Origin of the sequence: Brevundimonas diminuta, from assembly GCF_050310045.1 — a bacterium.
In the GTDB taxonomy this organism is placed as follows: Bacteria; Pseudomonadota; Alphaproteobacteria; order Caulobacterales; family Caulobacteraceae; genus Brevundimonas; species Brevundimonas diminuta_F.
The window spans coordinates 221,316-241,711 of sequence record NZ_CP190005.1 but is presented as its reverse complement, the minus strand read 5'-3'; the positions used below and the strand labels follow the sequence as shown (position 1 = coordinate 241,711).

The window sequence follows — 20,396 nt, the reverse complement described above, 5'->3', positions numbered from 1 at the left end:
AGCATCAGCCGGCCGCGAACTCGCTCAGGGCGTCGATGACGGCGCGATTCTGATCCTCGGTCCCGACCGTCACCCGCAGGCAGTCCGGCAGACCGTAGCTGGCCACGCCGCGGACGATGATCCCCTTTGACTGCAGATAGTCCTGCGCCGCCGAAGCCGGGCGCTTCGCATCCGGGAAGCGGATCAGGATGAAGTTGCCAGAGGCCGGGAAGACCTCGAACCCGAAGCCCTTGACGGCCTGGATCAGGCGCGGCCGCCACTCGGCCACCAGATCGCGCGAGGCCTTCTGGTGCGCCTCGTCGCCCAGCGCCGCGATGGCCGCCTCGATGCCCGGCAGGGAGACGTTGAACGGCAGGCGGATGCGGTCGATGGCCTGCTCCACCGCCAGCGGCGCATAGCCGAAGCCGACCCGCAGGCCTCCCAGACCATGCAGCTTGGAGAAGGTTCGGGTGACGACGATGTTGGGCGCCGTACGCGCCAGATCGAAGGCGCTTTCCCAGTCCGGCTCGGTGACGAACTCGGCATAGGCTTCGTCGATCACCAGAATGGCGTGGGCAGGCAGGCCCGCGTGCAGGCGGCGGATCTCCTCGCCCGTGGCGAAGCTGCCGGTCGGATTGGCCGGGTTCGACAGATAGACCAGCTTGGTCCGCTCATCGACCAGGGCCAGCATGGCGTCGACATCGGCGCGGTAGTCCGGCTCTGCCGCCAGCCGGACCTCGGCCTGACAGGCGCGGGCGGAAATCTGATAGGCGACGAAGGCGTACTGGCTGGTGACGATATTGTCCCCGGCCTCCAGATAGGTCTGGTTCAGCAGGGCGAAGACCTCGTCCGAGCCGTTGCCGAAGATCAGCCGCTCCGGCTCCAGCCCATGCGTTTCAGCCACGGCGGCGCGCAGGCGGTCGGCCCGGCCGTCGGGATAGAGGTGGATTGAAGCGACGGCGGCGGCGAAAGCCTCGCGCGCCTTTTCGCCTGCACCCAGCGCGTTTTCGTTGGAGGACAGCTTGATCGGCTTGGCCACACCCGCGATGGCGCTCTTGCCGCCGACATAGGGGGCGATGTCCAACACGCCGCGCTTGGGTTGAGGCGCGCCGTCAGACGGCGCCTGTTTCGCTTCGGTCATGCGCGCGTCATCCCCTGCCGGTCGCAATAATATCAGAAGACGGGAGCGGCGCCGATGACGCCGGTCAGGCCGCCGGGTGCGCCGTCCAGCCTGATGTCTTCCGCCTGCACATAGCCTGTCAGGACGAACAGCTTCAACCCGCCTCCGCCCGACAGGAATTCAGCCGCCAGACCGGCCTGCGACAGGGCCTCGACGATGCGGGCGTCCGGCCATGGGCTGTCGGTGACCCAGAAGGTGCGGTCGTCGCCCGTCGGCCCCGGCGTCTCGGTCGACACCATCAGGGCGCGCGGCGCTCCGGCCGCGTCATCCGGCAGGGCCGCGATCACCTTCAGCATGGGCAGGGCCAGCAGCCGCCCCCACCACGGCCGCGCCGACAGATCGATCAGGGCGCGCGTCTTCTGCGCCGCCCCGTCGCGCACGGCGATCAGGGCCTGATCCGCCTCGACCACCGGCCGCGCCGCCAGACCCCAGCGGTCGGCCGCCAGCACCTGAGACAGCGCCCCGCAGGCGATCAGGGGGCGTCCGTCGGCCGCCTCCAGCCGCCCAAGCACGGCGCGCACCGCCGCTTTTTCCGACAGGCTCATTCCGGACAGAACAGCGCGCAGAGCGATGGCGTCGCCGTCCACCGAACCACGCGCCCCCGCCGCCAGCCGCGCGCGCGCGGCCTCGGCTACGGCTCGCTCCAGCGTCAGACGCGCTTCGTCGGCGGGCGGCTCGATCAGCATGACAGGGGCAGCATCAGAACAGCTGCGGCGCGGGCGCCAGGGCGAACGGTCCCAGATAGGTGCGCCCGCCGCGGAACAGGATGGCCAGCTCCACGCCCTGACCTTCGTCGCCGGTTCCGCCCTGCGGCGTGGCGGCGGCGGCCTTGGCGGCGGCGGCGCGATCCAGCGCCCCGCCCTGCTGGGCGCCCGCCAGACCGACAATGGCCGCCAGCGGCTTCTCGGCGCGCACGAAGACCTCGCCTTCCAACTGGCCCTTGCCGTCCGCCGACAGGGCGTCGCTGGAAACGAAGGCCTTGCTCTCGCCCGCCTGAAGTTGACCCTTCACATTGATGAAGCGGCCGCCCGCCGCCGTCCATGCGGTCAGCAGCCCCCTGGCGTCCGCGCCCTTGCGCAGGGCCGAGGCCTTTTCGATCACCGCCTCGATCTGGGCGTTCAGCATCCCCGACTGGGCGAAACCCTCGACCGGGCCGTTTGCGCGGCCCTCGCCGTCGACCAGACGGAACAGCACGTCGACGTCATCGGTCGGCGTGTCCGAGCCGACCAGATGCGGCCGCATATAAAACTGCACCAGAGCCGCCTGTTTCAGCGGGAAGGGCTCGGCGTCCGGCAGGGCGGTGAAGACGGGCTTCTCCAGCTCCAGCACGACATTGGGCCAGCGCTGCGTCAGGCCGTGCAGGCTCATGCGGATGCCCTCGGCGCGGATGGCGGTCTTGCCCTTTTCGCCACGCGTGACGGTCAGGCCGTCCGGCGCCGCCAGCACCCAACGCGTCGGATTATAGGCGTTGGCCTGCGCCACCATCTCAGGCGCCTCGACGGCGTGGCCGGACGGCGCAATCACATCCAGATGTTTGATCGTCACCCGCGCGTGCATCGGCCAGCCGGTCGTCGAGACGCCGCCGTGTTTGATGGTCCAGCCGCTCTGCTGCAGCCCGGCGATCTTGCCCTCCAGCCGCTGTTCGATCTGTTGGGTCAGGACGAACCACCAGCCGGTCCACGCCGCCAGGGCGACGGCGACGATGGCGAAGGGGATGATCAGGCCCTTACGGCTGTGATGCGGTGCGGCGTCGGTCATGAAAACTCCGGGTTCGCGCCCCTATAGCGCATGGACCGGGGCGAGCGAATGGCGTCCGTCTGACCCTGCGCTAGAACTCCCTAGAGGATCAAAAACGGCCTTGGTTCTTCTTTCTTTGAAGAGAAGGAATGACCATCAGATGTGGATCGCGTGCCCCAGAGCGCGCAGGGACGCCTCGTGGAAGGCTTCGCCCAGCGTGGGGTGGACGTGGATGGTTCCGGCCACGTCTTCCAGCACAGCGCCCATCTCCAGCATCTGGGCGAAGCTGTTGGACAGCTCCGAGACGTGCTGGCCGACGGCCTGAACGCCCAGCAGGCGGTGGTCCGTCTTCGAGGCGATGACGCGGACGAAGCCGCCGTCCTCGCCCGCTTCGATGGCCAGGGCGCGGCCGATGGCGGCGAAGGGGAAGATGGCCTGGATCACGTCGTCGCGACCCTTCACATCATCAAGGCCGAGGCCCGCCGAGACGATCTCCGGCTCGGTGAAGCAGACGGCGGCGATGGTGGTCGGATCGAACACGCGGTTGTGCCCGGCGATGATCTCGGCCACGACTTCGCCCTGGGCCGAGCCCTTGTGCGCCAGCATGGGCTCGCCGGTCAGGTCGCCGATGGCCCAGACGTTCTTCATCGAGGTGGCGCAGCGATTGTCGATCTTCACGAACGGGCCGTTCATGGCCACGCCCATGTTCTCGAGGCCCCAACCCTTCGTCCGGGCGCGGCGGCCGACGGTGACCAGCACCTTGTCGGCGTCCAGCTGCATCGGGGCGTCGTCCTTGTCGGTGACGTTCAGCTTGCCGTCTCCGAAGCCGCCCGCGCGAGCGCCGAGCAGCAGCTGGACCCCATGCCTCTCCAGCCATTTGGCGACCGGATCGGTCAGGGCCTTGTCGTAGAGCGGCAGAATGCGCTCGGCCATCTCGACGATAGCCACTTCGGCGCCCAGCTTGCGGAAGGCGATGCCCAGCTCCAGGCCGATGTAGCCGCCGCCGACGACGACCAGCTTCTTGGGCACTTCCGGCAGGCTCAGGGCCTCGGTGGACGAGATCACGTCGCCGCCGAAGGGCAGGAAGGGCAGTTCGACCGGCTCCGATCCCGTGGCCAGGATGACGTGCTCGGCGGTGATGCGGATGTCGCCGTCGTCGGTCTTCACCGTGCAGGTCTTGGCGTCCGAGAAGTCGGCCCAGCCCTTGATGACCTTGACCTTGGCCTTCTTCAGCAGGGCGGCGACGCCGGCGTTCAGCTTCTTGACCACCCCGTCCTTCCACTCGACCGTCTTCGACAGGTCGATGGCCGGGGTCGAGGCGGTGATGCCCAGCGTGCCGTCGCCGGACGCGGCCTTGGCCACCGTCTCAAACTTGCCCGCCGCGTGGATGATGGCCTTGGACGGGATGCAGCCGACATTCAGGCAGGTGCCGCCGAGACCGGGCGAGGCGTCCACCAGCACAGTCTCCAGCCCCAGCTGGCCGCAACGGATGCCTGCGACATAGCCGCCGGTCCCGGCGCCGATGATCAGGACTTTGGTCTTGAGGGTCTGGGTCATGCAATTTCACCGTCGGAGGGGCGAGGGGGAGGCGGTAAACGTAGTCTAGCAGTCCAAATCACGTCCATGATGGCGAATACGTTTTCAATAACTTTGAAAGGAACCTGCTTGTAAGTCCCTCTTTTCATGTACCGATTGCTGTAATCTGAGTGATTTTCGTTCAAGAATTTCACAACAAGATCTATATCATTCATATGATGCAGACCATTTTCGTATGTTAGATCAAGAAGCGAATTGAGGTTGTGAGCTATTTTCGGACTTTTCAGCTCCTTGTCGTGGCCCATGTCTATGAGCCACGACTTTAAATATAGCTCCATAGCGAAGCCTAGAAGCAGGCTAACGCTCATGTTTGTAGCAACCTCGATACTTCCTTTGCATTCGGGATGAGATGTTATCAGCTTTGCCGATCTGACAAAGCTTTTGCCAGTTAGATAGTGGTTTTGAGCGTCGGTGAAGTGTCGTTCAGACGCCACCATCAGTTCATCCAGAGCGTGGCCGGGTTCTCCAGCAGGGTCTTGATCTTCTGTACGAAGACCGCCGCATCGTGGCCGTCGACGATGCGGTGATCGAAGCTGGAGGACAGGTTCATCATCTTGCGAACGACCATCTGGCCGTTCCGCACCACGACGCGCTCCTCGATCTTGTTCGGACCGACGATGGCGACTTCGGGGTGGTTGATGATGGGCGTGTGCACCACGCCGCCGAGCGTGCCCAGCGAGGTGATGGTGATGGTCGAGCCGGACAGTTCCTCGCGCTTGGCGCTGCCGTCCTTGGCGGCGCCCGAGACGCGGGCGATCTCTTCGGCCGTGTCATAGGCGTCGCGCGCCTCGGCGTGGCGGACGACCGGGACCATCAGGCCGTTCGGCGTCTGGGCGGCGATGCCCAGATGGACGGCGTTGTGCTGGGTCAGCACGCCCGCCTCGTCGTCATAGGTGGCGTTGATGTTCGGCTGATCCTTCAGCGCCACGATGATGGCGCGGGCGATGAAGGGCAGGACGTTCAGCTTCGGCTTGCCCGTGCCCTTGTTCTGGGCGTTCAGGTGGGCGCGCAGCTCTTCCAACGCCGTCATGTCGATCTCTTCCACATAGGTGATGTGGGGGATGCGACGGACGCTCTCGGCCATCTTCTCCGCAATCTTGCGACGCAGGCCGATGATGCGGACTTCGTTGGTTCCCTCGGCCTTGGCGTAGAGCGAACCGCCCGAGGCCGTGGCCGGGGCGAACGTGCCGCCGCGAGCGACGAAGGCGTCCAGATCGGCGTGCTCGATGCGGCCTGCGGGGCCGCTGCCCGGCACGAAGACCAGGTCGATCCCCAGATCACGCGCGCGGTTGCGCACGGCGGGGGAGGCCAGCGGGCGCTCGCCCGGCTGGCGGCCGGTCAGGGCCGGAACGGGCTTGGCCTCGGCCTTGGGCGCAGCCGCAGGCTTGGCGGCCGGTGCGGCGACAGGAGCCGACGCGGCCTTCTCGGCCTTGGCGGCGGGCGCCGGAGCGGCGGCGGGAGCCTCGGCGACATTGCCATTGCCCTCGACCTTGAAGCTGACCAGCGGGCCGCCGACGGCGATCTGCTGACCGGCTTCGCCGTGCAGGGCGACGACGACGCCGGAGACCGGGCTGGTCAGTTCGACCGTCGCCTTGTCGGTCATGACCTCGGCCAGGATCTGGTCTTCCTGAACCGTGTCGCCGACCTTGACGTGCCAGCCGACCAGCTCGGCCTCGGCCGTGCCTTCGCCCACGTCGGGCAGTTTGAAGACGTGGTTCGCGGCGCCGCCCGGCGCAGGGGAAACGGGAGCGGTTTCAGCTTTCGGCGCTTCGACGGCGACCGGAGCGGGCTCAGGGGCAGCGGCGACGGGCGTGGCGGCCGGTTCGTCGGCGGCGGCGTTTCCTTCGCCCTCGACCTCGAACTCGGCCAGCGGGCCGCGCACGGCCATCATCTGACCGGGCTCGCCGTGCAGGGCGGTGACGACGCCCGCGACCGGGCTGGTCAGCTCGACCGTGGCCTTGTCGGTCATGACGTCGGCGACGATCTGATCCTCGGCGACCGTATCGCCGATCTTGACGTGCCAGGCGACGAGCTCGGCTTCGGCGGTGCCTTCACCCACGTCAGGCAGCTTGAATACGTAACGACCCATCTTAGCGACCCATCCCTGATGTTTGGCCGGTCATGACGGCTTTCAGCGCGTCGGCGACCCGCTGCGGTCCGGGGAAATATTCCCATTCAAAGGCGTGCGGATAGGGCGTGTCCCAGCCGGTCACGCGCGCCACCGGCGCCTCCAGGTGATAGAAGCAGCGCTCCTGAACCAGCGCGCTCAGTTCGCCGCCGAAGCCCGAAGTTTTCGGCGCCTCATGCACGATGACGCAGCGGCCGGTCTTCTTGACCGAGGCCTCGATGGCTTCGATGTCCAGCGGCACGAGCGTCCGCAGGTCGATGACCTCGGCGTCCACGCCCGCATGTTCAGCGCCCGCCAGCGCGACCCAGACCATGGTGCCATAGGCCAGGATGGTGACGTCGGAGCCTTCCTTCATCACGCGGGCCTTGCCGATCGGCTCGACGTATTTGCCGGTCGGAACCTGGGCCAGTTCCTGCGCCTTCCACGGGCTGACCGGCTTTTCGTGCCAGCCGTCGAAGGGGCCGTTGTACAGGCGCTTGGGCTCGAAGAAGATGACCGGATCGTCGTCCTCGATCGCCGCCAGCAACAGGCCCTTGGCGTCATAGGGGTTGGACGGGATCACCACCTTCAGACCGGCGATGTGGGTGAACAGGCTTTCCGGCGACTGGCTGTGCGTCTGGCCGCCGAAGATGCCGCCGCCGTAGGGGCTGCGGATCACCATCGAGGAGGTGAACTGACCGCCCGAGCGATAGCGCATCTTGGCCGCTTCGGAGACGATCTGGTCGTAGGCCGGATAGATGTAGTCGGCGAACTGGATTTCGACGACCGGGCGCAGGCCATAGGCGGCCATGCCGATGGCGGTGCCGACGATGCCGGTTTCCGAGATCGGGGCGTCGAAGCTGCGGTTCAGGCCGTGCTTCTTCTGCAGGTGGTCGGTGACGCGGAAGACGCCGCCGAAATAGCCCGCGTCCTCGCCATAGGAGACGACGGTCGGGTCTTCGGCCATCTTGACGTCCAGGGCCGAGTTCAGGGCCTGGATCATGTTCATCGGCGCAATGGCGGGAGCGTCCGGGGCGACCGACGCCGGGGCGTCCTTCTGGTCGACCATGTCGGCTTCAATCTTGTCGTTGATCTCGGCCATTACTCAGACTCCTACTTCGCGGCGCTGTTCGACCAGACGCCAGTCCTCGGTCGCATAGACCTCCTCGAACATGGTCTTCACGCTGGGGCGCGACTGGCCCAGCGTGCCGACAGCCTCGGATTCCTTGGCCGCGGCGCGGACCTTTTCGACCGCTTCCTTCTCGGCCTCTTCCTGCTGTGCGTCCGACCATTCGCCGAGCATGATCAGGTGCTGCTTCAGGCGGGCGATGGGATCGCCCAGCGGCCACTTCTCGTGTTCGTCGCCGGGGCGGTAGCGGCTGGGGTCGTCCGAGGTCGAGTGCGGGGCGCCGCGATAGGTGAACAGTTCGATGATCGTCGCGCCCTGATTGGTGCGGGCGCGCTCTTCGGCCCACTGGGTCGCGGCCCAGACGGCCAGGAAGTCGTTGCCGTCGACGCGCAGGGCGGGCAGGCCGTAGCCGATGCCCTTGGACGCGAAGGTGGTCTCAAGCCCGCCGGCGATGCCCTGGAACGAGCTGATGGCCCACTGGTTGTTGACGATGTTCAGGATGACCGGCGCGCGATAGACGGCGGCGAAGGTCAGGGCCGAGTGGAAGTCGCTCTCGGCCGTCGAGCCGTCGCCGATCCAGGTGATGGCGATCTTGTCGTCGCCGCGGATGGCTGAGGCCATGCCCCAGCCCACGGCCTGAACATACTGGGTGCCCAGATTGCCCGAGATGGTGAAGAAGCCGTAGTCCTTGGCCGAATACATGATCGGCAGCTGGCGGCCCTTGATGGGGTCTTCGGCGTTCGAATAGATCTGGTTCATCATGGTCGCGAGCGGATAGTCGCGCGCGATCAGAAGGCCCTGCTGGCGATAGGTGGGGAAGCCCATGTCCTCACGGCTCAGGATCATGCCCTGGGCGACCGCGATGGCCTCTTCGCCGGTGCACTTCATATAGAAGCTGGTCTTGCCCTGACGGTGGGCGCGGTGCATCCGGTCGTCGAAGGCGCGCGTCAGGATCATGGCCTTCAGGCCGCGACGCAGGGTCTCGGGGTCCAGCTTGGGATCCCACGGACCTACGGCCCGGCCTTCATCGTCCAGCACGCGGATCAGGCGGAAGGCGTGATCGCGCATTTCGGCAGGCGCCGCGCTGACTTCCGGACGGTCGACCGCACCGGGAGCGTCCAGTTTCAGATGGCTGAAATCAGGCGTGTCGCCCGGCCGACCCGAAGGTTCCGGCACGCGCAGCGACAGCGTCGGGGTATTCTTCATCAATGCCTCCCGTCCGGTTGAACCGGCCGCGTTTCCTTATGGATGAGGGCATAGCATGGCGTATGATTGTTGGCTCTCCTAAAAATACCCTTGCCAAATGCCATTTTGGGGTATTTTATTGCGTGTAAAGCTATTTTGGAGAAAGCCTTTGGCCGACGACCTCGATCCCATCGACGCGCGCATCCTCGACATTCTGCAACAGGACGCGGGCCTGTCCGTCGCCGAGGTCGCCGATCGCGTCGGACTTTCCGCATCGCCATGCTGGCGACGGATCAAGAGACTGGAGGATAGCGGCCTGATACGCAAGCGCGTCACTCTTTTGGACGCAGCGCTTCTGGGTCTGGACTTTGAAGTCTACGCCATCGTCAAGCTGAGCCTGCCGACCCGCGACAACCTGCAGATCTTCGAAGAAGCCGTCGAAGGCTGGCCCGAAGTGGTGCAGTGCGCCACCATAACCGGCCGCGAGGATTATGTCCTGCGCATCATCACCACCGACATGCACGCCTTCGATCAGTTCCTGCGCGACAAGCTGCTGACGCTGGGCATCGTCTCCAACTGCGAAAGCCATATTGTCACGCGCGGCGTGAAGAATGTAACGACCCTGCCGCTGGGCATCATCACCCCGCACGTCAGTCAGGGCGCATAACAGGACGGAGCGCGCAAAAGGCGGCGCCCAGGAGGCGGCGGTCACGTGATGGGGATCGCCGCCCTTTCGAATTCGAGGAACCAGTGTTTCGTGCGGGTCGTTGGCCATGCATAGAAAAATGGAGGTTCCGACATGCTGAAATGGGCGCTCATCTTCGCCGTCATCGCCATTGTGGCTGGCCTGCTGGGGTTCGGCGGGATCGCGGGAGCAGCGGCGGGCATCGCCAAATTCCTGGCCATCCTGGCGCTGATCGTTTTCGTGATCTTCCTGGTGCTGGGCGTGACCGTGGCCAAGAAGGTCACCTGAGGCGCTCAAACGACGGGACGTGAAGCCTGCCTCGCCTGCGCGAGGATCGCGGCGGGGCTGGGAACAGTCCCGCCGAAGTCTTGTCCGGAACCGGCCCGGATCCCCCTGTAAGGCCGGTGCAACGCCCGTTGCGCCCATGTTCCCGTTCCGTTTCGTCACCTTCGACGCTATCTAACGCCGGTGACTGTCGAATCCGCCGAGATCAGCACCGCGTCGACCCTGACGTTCGACCTGCCGCCCGCGCTGGCCACGCCGCCGGGGGCCGGGGCCGTCTGCGACGATCAGGGCGCGCGAAAGATCGGACGCGGCGCCGCCGAGGGCCTGTTCACCGGCGGCGACGTCATCGTCGCCCACGCCGGGCTGACGGCGCGGCGGCTGGGTCTGGCGCCGCCGCCGCGTTCGGCCGAGATGCTGGACGCGCTGGAGCTGTTCGCCTTCGTGCGCCCGGCCCGGTTCTGCGCCCCCTCGGCCACCGGACTGGCGCTGGCTCTTGGACGCGAGGAGCCGAGGGGCGCCGAGGCCCAGGCCGCCGCCCTGCGCGCCGCCGCCGCCGACCTGCTGGCCGAACTGGCCGCGCCCGCCTATCCGGGGCGGGAGGAGGCCTATACGCTGGCCCTGACGCTGGAGCGGGCGGGCTGGGGCTGGGCGTCGCGGGTGCTTCAGGCCCTGCGCGCCGGGCCGTTGCGGGACCGCCAGCAGCGCGGCTCGGGCCTCGACGTCTGGGCGCGGCTTCAGGAATGGGAGGACGAGGCGCCGCGCGGCGAGGCCGGGTCCGCCCCTGTCGATTCCGAGAGCGCCCGCATCCGTCTGGACAAGCTGCTTCAGGCCTCGGGTCTGGACGAAACGCGGCCAGCCCAGTCCGACTATGCGGCCGAGGCCGCATACGCCTTCTCGCCCCGCAATGAAGAGGGCCGCCCGCGCGTCCTGCTGGCCGAGGCGGGGACCGGCACCGGCAAGACCCTGGGCTATCTGGCGCCCGCCAGCCTGTGGGCTGAACGCAACGCCGGGGCGGCGTGGATCTCGACCTACACCCGCGCCCTGCAACGCCAGATCGACCGCGAGAGTCGCGCCCTGTGGCCCGACGAGGCCGAGCGCCGCCGCAAGACCGTGGTGCGCAAGGGGCGTGAAAACTACCTGTGCCTGCTGAACCTTCAGGACATGGTGCAGGCGGCGCAGCTGGGGAACGGCGACCTGATCGGCATGGCGCTGGCCGCGCGCTGGGCCGCCCATACCCGCGACGGCGACATGACCGGAGGCGACTATCCCGGCTGGCTGCCCGGCCTCTATGCGACCGCGCCCATGCATCAGGCGGGACCGGCCAATCTGGTCGACCGGCGCGGCGAGTGCGTCCACGCCGCCTGTCCCCACTATCGCCTGTGCTTCGTGGAAAAGACCATCCGCGCCAGCCGCCGGGCCGATCTGGTGGTGGCCAATCATGCGCTGGTGATGACCCAGGCCGCCTTCGACGGCGCCCGCACCGCACGCGGCCTGAAGCAGGACGGCGAGACGGCGGCGTTGAAGCGCATCGTCTTCGACGAGGGCCACCATCTGTTCGACGCCGCCGACAGCGCCTTCTCCGCCTGTTTGTCGGGGCAGGAGGCGGCCGAGCTGCGCCGCTGGATCCGCGGGCCCGAGGGGCGCGGCCGTCGCGGACGCGGGCTGGAGCAACGGCTGGGCGATCTGACCGCCGATAACGAAGCCGCCTCCAAGGCGCTGAAGGACGCGCTGCAGGCCGCCGCCCAACTGCCCGGCGAGGGGGTGTCGGGCCGTATCGCCCCGGCGTCGGGCGAGGTGAACCCCATCGGGCCGATCGAGCGGTTTCTGGTCGCGGCGCTGGAGCAGCTGCGGGCCCGCGCGGCCGAGACCGGCGGCGGCGAGTTCGGGCTGGAGTGCGCCCTGCGCCCTGTCACCGAGCCGGTGCTGGAGGCCGCGCGCGAAGCCGCCCGCGCCATCGCCGCCGTCGAGGCGCCGCTACTGGCCCTGTCGCGCCATCTCGAAGACATCCTGGACGAGGAGGCGGCCGAGTTGGACGGCGCCGCCCGCGCCCGTATCGAGGGCTCGCTGCGCGGGCTGGACCGGCGCGCGCGCATGACCCTGCCCGGCTGGCGCTCCATGCTGGCGGCGCTGGAGGAAGGCGGCGACGAACCCGATCCGGATTACGTGGACTGGCTGTCGGCCGAGGCCGCCTTCGGCCGCATCCACGACGTGGCCCTGCGTCGTCACTGGATCGACCCGACCGTGCCGCTGGAGGCCGCTGTGGTCATGCCCTCGCACGGGGTGCTGGTGACCAGCGCCACCCTGACCGACCCGGCGGCCGAAGACCCGTTTGATCTCGCCCGTCTGCGCACCGGCGCCGCACGCCTGATTGAACCGGCGCGGACGCTGAAGGTCGACAGCCCCTTCGACTATGCGACCAACAGCCGGGTCATCGTCGTCAATGATCTGGTCAAGGACGACCCGCGCCAGATCGCGGCGGCCATGCGCGAACTGTTTCTGGCGGCGGGCGGCGGGGGGCTGGGACTGTTCACCGCCATCCGGCGGCTGAAGGCGGTCTATGAGCGGCTGGGGCCGGAACTGGCGCGGGCGGGCCTGCCGCTCTACGCCCAGCACGTCGATCCGCTGGAGGTCGGGGCGCTGGTCGACGTCTTCCGGGCCGAGCGCGACAGCTGTCTGCTGGGCACCGATGCCGTCAGGGACGGCGTGGACGTGCCGGGGCGCAGCTTGCGCGTTCTGGCTTTCGACCGCGTGCCGTGGCCGCGACCGGACCTGCTGCACAAGGCGCGGCGCGAGCGGTTCGGCACGGGCTCGGGCGGGCGCTCGTGGGACGACGCTCTGGCGCGAGGGCGGATTGCTCAGGCGTTCGGCCGCCTGATCCGTCGGGCCGACGACCAGGGCGTCTTCGTCATGCTGGACGCCGCCTGCCCCACCCGCCTGTTCGCCGCCCTGCCGCCGGGGACGGAGGTGCTGCGTCTGGGTCTGGCCGAGACGGTGGAGTTGACCAAGGGCTTCCTGTCGGAGCAGACCGACTGACCATGTCCAGAACCACCCCCGCCACCGTCGCCCTGACCAAGGCCGGCGTCGCCTTTGAACTGCGTCCCTATGACTATGATCCCGATGCAGCGCGCGTGGGGTTGCAGGCGGCCGAGGCGCTGGGGGTCGCCCCCGAACAGCTGTTCAAGACGCTGATGACGCTGGTGGACGCCAAGCCGGTCTGCGTCATCCTGCCGTCCGACTGCGAGGTCAGCATGAAGAAGCTGGCCGCCGCCGCCGGGGGCAAATCGGCCCAGATGATGAAGCCCACCGACGCCGAGCGCCTGACCGGCTTCAAGGTCGGCGGCGTCAGCCCCTTCGGCCAGCGGAAAGCCGTCCCGACCTTCATCGACGAGACGGCGATCCTGTTCGACCGGGTGCTGATCAACGGCGGCCAGCGCGGCCTGTTGCTGGAACTGGCGCCGGATGAGGCCGCGCGGGCCTGCGCGGCGACATGGGCGGATGTGACGGCGTAGACCCGACCTCGCCCTCCTTCTCAACATCAGAAGGATCAGCGGACGTCAAAGGCCAGCATCAATGTCTTCTGCACCGGATTGGCGTTGTCGTCGGACAGGATATAGAGGCGGACGCCCTCACCGCGCGGCTCGGCGGCGATCCCCTCGAAATTATCGGTCAGCCCCGGCAGTTTCAGCTCAACCAGCACCGGCCCCAGCGCGCCGTCCGCATCCATCCGGCGCACACGCGCACGAAGGTCGAAGGGCGGGCGCCACAGACGCTGCACCGCGAACCAGCCTTCACCTCCGGGATCGCGATCCAATCCCGTCAACCGCCATCCGTCAGCGGGCGGCGTCGGCCCGACCACAGTGCGACAGCCCTTTGGCGAACAGTCCCACACGCCGCCGCCCTCGCCGCCGACACGCCAGCCGTCGGGCGCGATCGCCAGCGCCTCCATGCCTTCGTTCAACGGGAAGTCAGCCGCCGGATGCGGCCGTGGCTCCGGCCGGGCGCTCAGGGCGTCCAGCGGGCCGTAACTCCAGATGCGATGTTCGCGCTCAAAGCTGACCAGAACCTCGCCGCTCTCGATCAGGGCCAGCCCCTCGGCGTCGCCCATGCGCTTGTCGGCGATCGGTTCGCCGTCGCTCAGCGTCAGCCGTCGCACCTGCAGATCAAGCAGTCCGGTCAGCTTTCCGTCTGCATCCAGCTCCAACTGACCGCGCACCAGGTCGCCGTAATCCGACACCGCGATGAAGCCGCCGTCGCCCGTCAGCTTCAGATCGGACAGTCCATGCAGGCTGGAAACCGGGGCCGCGATCAACTGCACCCCGCCCGCGTAACGCACCCCCTTCGCCAGTCGGGCGCCGCCCGGCAGGCCCAGCCCGACCTGCCGGGTAGAGCCGCCCGCAGGCGTCCAGCCGTCGGCCGTCGCCTCGGGCGTCCAGGGATGAGACGAAACCGCCGCCCCGGCGCAGGCCGCCAGAACAAGCGAGATTAGGGCCGCGACATAGAGACGGCGGTTCACGCCGCGCGCTTTTGCGTCGCCCGCCCGCCCTTGCTGCCGACGGACTTCGGTTCAGCCTCGAACAGTTCGGCCAGCTTCTCGGTCATGGCGCCCGCCAACTGCTCCACATTAACGATGGTCAGGGCGCGGCGATACCAGCGGGTCACGTCGTGGCCGATGCCGATGGCCAGCAGTTCGACCGGGCTGCGCGTCTCGATCTTCTCGATCACCTGACGCAGATGCTTGTCCAGATAGAGGGCCGCGTTGGCCGACTGGGTGGAATCATCGACCGGCGAACCGTCCGAGATGACCATCAGAATCTGTCGCGCCTCGGGCCGGGCCAGCAGGCGGTCGTGCGCCCATTCCAGCGCCTCGCCGTCGATGTTTTCCTTCAGCAGGCCTTCGCGCATCATCAGGCCCAGGTTCTTCTTGGCCCGGCGCCACGGCGCGTCGGCGCCTTTATAGATGATGTGGCGCAGGTCGTTCAGACGGCCGGGGTTGGCGGGCTTGCCGGCGCTGATCCACGCCTCGCGCGACTGGCCGCCCTTCCAGGCGCGGGTGGTGAAGCCCAGGATCTCGACCTTGACGCCGCATCGCTCCAGCGTCCGCGCCAGAATGTCGGCGCAGACCGCCGCCACCATGATCGGCCGCCCGCGCATCGAGCCGGAGTTGTCGATCAGCAGGGTCACGACCGTGTCGCGGAACGGGCTTTCGCTCTCCATCTTGAACGACAGGGGGCTGGTCGGGTCGGTGATGACGCGGGTCAGGCGCGCCGTGTCCAGCATCCCTTCCTCAAGGTCGAACATCCAGCTGCGGTTCTGCTGGGCCAGCAGGCGCCGCTGCAGCTTGTTGGCCAGGCGCGAAACCACGCTGCCCAGCGTCGACAGCTGGGCGTCCAGCAGGGCGCGCAGCCGGTCCAGCTCCATCGGGTCGCACAGTTCGGCGGCTTCGATGACCTCGTCATAGGCTGTGGTGAAGGCGCGGTAGAACTCTACCACCCGGCCATCATCCTGGGTCTGCTTATGGTTGGGGCGATCGCCTTCGCTCAGTTCAGGCGCGTCTTCGCTGCCTTCGCCGTCCGTCTCGCCGGGCGTGCCGTCGGGGCGGGCGTCGCGGTCCTGATCGGCGGACTGATCGTCGGCCGAACCGTCGAGCGAGTCGCCGCCCTCGCCGCCGTCCTGCTCTTCCTGCTCTTCCGGCTCAGCCTGATCCTGATCGGGCTTGTCGGCGTCGTCTTCGCCTTCTTCTTCCGGGGAATCGCCGCCGTCGGCGTCGCCGGGGTCCAGATCCAGCGCGCGCAGCAGATCCTTCATCCGCGCTCCGAAGGCCGCCTGATCGTCGCCTGACGCCGCCAGCGCATCCAGCGCCTCGCCCGCCTTCACCTCCAGCTCCGCACGGACCCGGTCCAGCATGGTCCTGGCGCCGTCGGGGGCGGGCTCGCCCGTCATCCGCTCGCGCAGCAACAGGGCCGCCGCCTCGGCCACCGGCACCTGGGCCGCCTCGGCGCGCAGGGCGCCTGATTTCTCCAGCCGGGTGATGAGGGCGGATTCGAGATTGCGCCGCACCCCGGCCAGTTCACGCGCGCCGACAGCCTCGACACGCGCCTGCTCGACGGCGTCGAACACCTCGGCGGCATTCATGTCGACTGGACGCAGCCGCGCATCCAGCGCCGGGTCGTGGTTGGCCAGACGCAGCGCCAGCCGGTCCGCCTGACCGCGCAGGGTCGCGCTTTCCGGCGCCGCAGGATCGCGCGGCGGATGCGGCAGGGACAGGACGCCGTTCGACAGGCGCGGACCATCCGAACCAAAGCGCACCTCCAGCTCGGCCTGTTCGGCCAGCGCCCGCGCGGCGTGCGACAGGGCGCGTTTGAATGTCTCTACGGGTGTATCTGTAGCGGCCATGGGTCACACATAGCCCATGCCGCGCCGGGGGGAAGAGGGCGAAGCGCCCTAGGTTCGCGAATCCACACGGCGCAGATGTTGAATCCCCTGCTGCCTCCATACAGCGGCAGACCAGGCTCGATCTTCGACCAGACCCCCGTCGTCCAGCCAGTAAACCTCCCCATTCAAGGCCTCCTTCCAGAAGCCTTGAATCAGAACCTCGAAATCACGCCATGCCTGATTGTGCGCCGATCCTAGCGCGCAGGCGAGCGTTGGCCTGCTTCCAGGATGGGCATTCCGGCTTCGGTGGGGATGTAGATGGTCTGGCGGCCGTCCTTGCCCGCCGTCTCCTGCAGCATATTGATGTAGGACCAGCGCAGATAAGCCTCGGGGCCGCCCAGCGCCTCGGACATGATACGGTTGGCTTCATTGGCGCCCTTGGCGCGTTCGATCTCGGCGGCAGCGGTCAGCTTGGCCGAGTCCAGGGCGGCCTGAGCCTCCAGCACGCGGATGCGGCGATTCTGCACCGCCTCCTCATAGGCGGCGCGCCCGGCCATCTGCTTGGAATAGACGTTGTAGGTCGGGAAGCCGATCAGCACGGCCGCCAGGACGACGGCGATGGCGACGATGGATCCAAGGGTCAGGCCGACGCCGCGCATGGCGAGCTCCACGAGAAGGCAAAGAGAGACGCACAGGGTGGCGGTGCGCCCCCCGCCCGGTCAAGCGGCGATCAGCGCGCCGCCGACGCCGGGACCAGTTCCAGCAGGTCCAGATTGGATTCCGCCACAGGCCAGGGGATGACCAGACGCCAGCGCCGGTCGCCGATCCGTTCCAGCACGCCGACCATGTCGCGTTCGGGGCGCTGGCCATAGCTGCGCGCCGACGGCTCGGACGCCAGAGCCATGGAGCCGAGGAAGATCATCTCGCGATCATTCTCGGGGAAGAGCAGGCCCGCCGGGCGCTGGGAGCCGGTCTGCTTGACCAGTTTCAGCCCGCGCGAAGTCTGTTCGATGCGGCAGGCGAACCAGCCATAGACCACATAGCCCAGCCCCCCTTCGTCCCCCTGAGATCCCAGTTTGACGGTTCGGCAGCGATAGGCCCCGGGCGCAGGCGACACGTCGGCACGGGCGGCGTCCGGATCGATCAGGGCGCCGAGCCCCGCCAGATCACCTGAGCCCGGCTGGCGTCGGGCCTGTTCCAGCGCCAGGCTCCAGGCGGCGGCGCGCCGCTGATAGCGGTCGCGGTCAGCAGCGGTGATGACCCCGCGCCAGTCGTCCAGCACGACGCCGACCGGCGCAGCGGGAGCGGCCGGAACCGCCATCGACGGCGGGGGCGGGGGCGGCGGAGGGGGGGGCGGCGTCGTGGCGCACGCGGCCAGAGAGGCCGACGCCAGGGCCAGGCCGACAAGGGCGACGGACCTGGCCTTGAGGAAACGGGGCTGGCGGGCGGGCCGGAAGGATCGGTTCGGCATACGCGGCATATCGGTCTTCTCACGCGACGGGGGGTCGACGGCCCCGTTTCCCCTAGGAAGCCGCCATCAGACCGCGCGTCAACCCCGCGTGTCGTTACGATGACCGCCGCGTCAGGCGCGGGCCGCCGATTCCTGTGTCTGCATCGCCGCTGGCCCCGACGGAAGAGCGAGCAGGCGCGACAGCCCGGCCGCCAGATCAGACAGCCGCACCGGCTTGGTCAGATATTCAGCGAAGCCCGCCGTCCGGGCAGCGGTCAGCTCGCCCGGCTCGATCGCCGCCGACAGGGCCATGACCGGCAGGTCACGCGCCGAGGTCTCGGCTTCCAGCAGGGCCATGGCCGCCAGGCCCTGACCGCCCTGAAGGTCCAGATCCAGAATAATGGCGTCCGGCCGAAGATCGCGGGCCATGGCGGCGCCGTCCTGACCGCTGGACGCGACATGGAGCCGCGTCTGGCCCAGTCCATGCAGCAGATGACGCATCAGGGCCACCGCAGCCGGATCATCGGCGATATAGAGCAGGACCGCCTCGGGCGGGCGAGGCAGCGGCAGGGCGGCGATATCCGTTCGCTCCGGTTCGACACGTGTCAGCGCAGGCAGACGCAGGGTGAAGGCGGCGCCTTCGCCCTCACGGCTCTCCACCACAAGCTCGCCCCCCATCGCCGTGACCAGACGCCGTGCAGCGGCCAGACCGACGCCGGCTCCGTCTGTGACCGACACGGCCCGGTCACGCCGTGCGAAAGGATCGAACAGGGTCTGCATCCGCTCTGCCGACAGGCCCGGCCCCATGTCGCGCACGGTGATCCAGACGGCGTCCGCCACACGACGTCCTTCGATGCGGACGGTGTCGCCCGGTCCGCTGTGCCGCACCGCGTTGTCGATCAGGGCGGACAGCACCTGATCCAGCGCATGGGCGTCCGCACGGACCGTCAGGCCCGACTGGTGCGGCGACGGACACAGGGTCACCCCCGATCCCGCAGCCTGATCGGCGCGCGACTGGCAGATGCGCCGGGCGATCAACAATGGGTCCAGCCGCTCACGCGTCAGGGAGGCAGGGCCGGACGCCCCGGCGAAGGTCGTCATCCCCTCGATCAGGGTGTGCAGACGCGCGGCGCCGTGACTGATCTGTTCGGCGGCCTGTTCCTGACGATGGGTGAGCGGCTCATGAACCGCATTGATCCGCAGCAGGTCAGCATAGCCCATGACCGTTTCAAGCGGGCCGCGCATTTCGCGGCTGACGGCGCTCAAAAGAGCGGCGTGGGTGCGACGACCGGCGGCCTCAAGCGCCTGGCTGCGCATCAGGCGAGCCTCGCAATCGGCCAGCGCTTCTTCCAGCTCGCCGATACGGCGCCGGGCGGCGGTCGCCTGACCATCATGCAGCCGTTGCATCGCAAGGATGCGCCGATGGACCCCGAGCGTCAGCCTCAGCCCTGCGATGCCGCTGGCCAGACCCAGGGCGATCGCCAGTAGAACGAATTGCATCATGCGTCCTCCCGTCGAAGCGAGAGTGACGCATGAATGGTTGTATTAAAGTGAACAAACCCGCACGGGTTGTGTAATGCAGCCTATTCGTCGTCGACCGGCGCGTCTGCCTTGCGACGGGTGCGACGGACGCGCGGCGCGGCGGCCTCTTCGTCGGCGGCGCCGTCATCGATGGCTGTCGGCCGTGTCAGGAAGCCCGGCAGGGCGGCTGCATCTTCACTGGCGACCGCATCCCTGGCGCCCTCATCCTTGACGGCGCGGGGGCGACGCGGCGCGCGCGGGGCCTTGGCGACCGGGGCGTCGACATCAGCCGTCTCGACAGCGACAGGCGCTTCATCCGGGCGCTCATCGGCCACACTCTCAGGAGCGACGTCGGCGGGGTGATCCCCCGCAGCAGCCTCATCGTGAAGCCCGGCGTCCTCATCAGAATGGGCGTCCGATTCGCCGTTCTCGAAGCGGCGGTTGCGTTCCTCGCGGCGGCGCTCCCAACGTTCGCGGCGGGATTCGCGGCGCGAGCCTTCGCGGCTGTCGCCCTCTGCGTTTTCACGAGGTTCGCGGGGTTCACGCGGCTCGCGGGGTTCACGTGGCTCACGGTCGCGGTTGGCTTCGCGTTCGGCGCGTTCGGCCTGACGGCGGGCGTCGTCCTCAAGACGGCGTTCCTCGGCCTGCTGGGCGGCGATGATGGCGGCGGCCTGTGCGCCCGACTCGTCTTCAAAGTCGATGTCGAAGCCCTGCCCGGCCAGTTCGCGCTGGGCGATCTCGCTGACCGAGCGCTGCGGCTGGAGCGCGCGCAGGACGCGGAAATAGTGCTCTGCGTGCTGGGTGTAGTTCTCGGCCAGAACGCGGTCGCCTGCGGCCGCGGCGTCGCGCGCCAGCTGCATATAGCGTTCATAGACGGTCTGGGCGTTGCCCCGGACCTTGATGTTCTCAGGACCTTGCGAGTCCCACGAACGGTTCGGATTGGTCGCGTTGGCGTTATTGCCGCCGCCGGGCTTACGGTTGCGTCCGCGTTGACGCTTCATGCCCTTGAAATCTCTCATCGGAGCTTACCGTGCTGGTGCGGGCCGCCGTCAAAGAAGACGGGCGGGACCCTGTTCGTCGTTCCGTTCGGTCGGGGCCTATCCCCGGTGCGAGCTGTTCGGAAAAACCGTGCGTTCCCCGTGGTCCGCCGCGTCCGTCTGAGGGGCGCGA

The 20,396-nt window shown here is 68.1% G+C and carries 18 protein-coding genes; 4 read left to right on the top strand and 14 right to left on the bottom strand.

All coding sequences use genetic code 11. From position 1 onward, the window contains the following. Positions 1-4 precede the first annotated feature (4 nt). The 8 genes from hisC to ACORJG_RS01170 form a co-directional block, all read right to left on the bottom strand. Positions 5-1,120: a histidinol-phosphate transaminase gene (gene hisC, locus ACORJG_RS01205; protein WP_427790908.1), complete on the bottom strand. Its 1,116-nt coding sequence runs from the start codon at positions 1,118-1,120 to the stop codon at positions 5-7. A 32-nt stretch (positions 1,121-1,152) separates the two neighbouring features. Beyond that, a complete protein-coding gene (locus tag ACORJG_RS01200) occupies positions 1,153-1,845 on the bottom strand; it encodes a hypothetical protein (protein ID WP_427790907.1) in 693 nt (230 codons plus the stop codon). 13 nt (positions 1,846-1,858) lie between these two features. Then, positions 1,859-2,917 (bottom strand): DUF2125 domain-containing protein, encoded by a 1,059-nt coding sequence (locus tag ACORJG_RS01195; RefSeq protein WP_427790906.1) that lies wholly within the window; start codon positions 2,915-2,917, stop codon positions 1,859-1,861. Positions 2,918-3,052: 135 nt separating this feature from the next. Next, complete coding sequence (lpdA, locus tag ACORJG_RS01190) at positions 3,053-4,453, bottom strand: dihydrolipoyl dehydrogenase (protein ID WP_427790904.1); 1,401 nt, start codon at positions 4,451-4,453, stop codon at positions 3,053-3,055. Beyond that, positions 4,450-4,929: a hypothetical protein gene (locus ACORJG_RS01185; protein WP_427790902.1), complete on the bottom strand. Its 480-nt coding sequence runs from the start codon at positions 4,927-4,929 to the stop codon at positions 4,450-4,452. The genes lpdA and ACORJG_RS01185 overlap by 4 nt, the downstream gene beginning before the upstream one ends. After that, a complete protein-coding gene (locus ACORJG_RS01180; RefSeq protein WP_427790901.1) occupies positions 4,929-6,581 on the bottom strand; it encodes a 2-oxo acid dehydrogenase subunit E2 in 1,653 nt (550 codons plus the stop codon). The genes ACORJG_RS01185 and ACORJG_RS01180 overlap by 1 nt, the downstream gene beginning before the upstream one ends. Position 6,582: 1 nt before the next feature. Next, entirely contained in the window at positions 6,583-7,701 is a 1,119-nt protein-coding gene (locus ACORJG_RS01175) for an alpha-ketoacid dehydrogenase subunit beta (protein WP_427790899.1), read from the bottom strand. Positions 7,702-7,704: 3 nt separating this feature from the next. Next, complete coding sequence (locus ACORJG_RS01170; protein WP_427790897.1) at positions 7,705-8,934, bottom strand: 3-methyl-2-oxobutanoate dehydrogenase (2-methylpropanoyl-transferring) subunit alpha; 1,230 nt, start codon at positions 8,932-8,934, stop codon at positions 7,705-7,707. A 148-nt stretch (positions 8,935-9,082) separates the two neighbouring features. Here ACORJG_RS01170 and ACORJG_RS01165 point away from each other — a divergent pair, with 148 nt between their 5' ends. The 4 genes from ACORJG_RS01165 (at position 9,083) to ybaK (ending at position 13,392) form a co-directional block, all read left to right on the top strand. After that, positions 9,083-9,580: an Lrp/AsnC family transcriptional regulator gene (locus ACORJG_RS01165; RefSeq protein ID WP_427790895.1), complete on the top strand. Its 498-nt coding sequence runs from the start codon at positions 9,083-9,085 to the stop codon at positions 9,578-9,580. 132 nt (positions 9,581-9,712) lie between these two features. Beyond that, the gene (locus tag ACORJG_RS01160; protein WP_346532267.1) at positions 9,713-9,886 is read left to right on the top strand and encodes a DUF1328 domain-containing protein; all 174 of its coding nucleotides are present in this window, start codon (positions 9,713-9,715) and stop codon (positions 9,884-9,886) included. Positions 9,887-10,066: 180 nt separating this feature from the next. Further along, the gene (locus ACORJG_RS01155; protein ID WP_427790893.1) at positions 10,067-12,916 is read left to right on the top strand and encodes an ATP-dependent DNA helicase; all 2,850 of its coding nucleotides are present in this window, start codon (positions 10,067-10,069) and stop codon (positions 12,914-12,916) included. Between the two features lie 2 nt (positions 12,917-12,918). Then, positions 12,919-13,392, top strand: coding sequence for a Cys-tRNA(Pro) deacylase (gene ybaK / locus ACORJG_RS01150; protein ID WP_427790892.1), 474 nt, complete (start codon positions 12,919-12,921; stop codon positions 13,390-13,392). Between the two features lie 35 nt (positions 13,393-13,427). Here the strand turns inward: ybaK and ACORJG_RS01145 are convergent, their stop codons facing one another. The 6 genes from ACORJG_RS01145 to ACORJG_RS01120 form a co-directional block, all read right to left on the bottom strand. Beyond that, entirely contained in the window at positions 13,428-14,396 is a 969-nt protein-coding gene (locus tag ACORJG_RS01145; protein ID WP_427790890.1) for an esterase-like activity of phytase family protein, read from the bottom strand. Continuing rightward, positions 14,393-16,276, bottom strand: a complete 1,884-nt coding sequence (gene cobT, locus ACORJG_RS01140; RefSeq protein WP_427790888.1) for a cobaltochelatase subunit CobT — start codon at positions 16,274-16,276, stop codon at positions 14,393-14,395. The genes ACORJG_RS01145 and cobT overlap by 4 nt, the downstream gene beginning before the upstream one ends. Positions 16,277-16,509: 233 nt before the next feature. Continuing rightward, a complete protein-coding gene (locus ACORJG_RS01135; RefSeq protein WP_427790886.1) occupies positions 16,510-16,914 on the bottom strand; it encodes a hypothetical protein in 405 nt (134 codons plus the stop codon). Positions 16,915-16,985: 71 nt separating this feature from the next. Next, positions 16,986-17,735 carry a DUF4893 domain-containing protein gene (locus tag ACORJG_RS01130; RefSeq protein WP_427790884.1) on the bottom strand — a complete coding sequence of 250 codons (750 nt, stop codon included), beginning with the start codon at positions 17,733-17,735 and terminating at the stop codon, positions 16,986-16,988. A 102-nt stretch (positions 17,736-17,837) separates the two neighbouring features. Further along, on the bottom strand, positions 17,838-19,208 hold the full coding sequence (locus tag ACORJG_RS01125; RefSeq protein WP_427790882.1) for a hybrid sensor histidine kinase/response regulator: 1,371 nt from the start codon (positions 19,206-19,208) through the stop codon (positions 17,838-17,840). A gap of 80 nt (positions 19,209-19,288) precedes the next feature. Then, positions 19,289-20,227 (bottom strand): DUF4167 domain-containing protein, encoded by a 939-nt coding sequence (locus ACORJG_RS01120; protein WP_427790880.1) that lies wholly within the window; start codon positions 20,225-20,227, stop codon positions 19,289-19,291. Between the last annotated feature and the right edge of the window lie 169 nt (positions 20,228-20,396).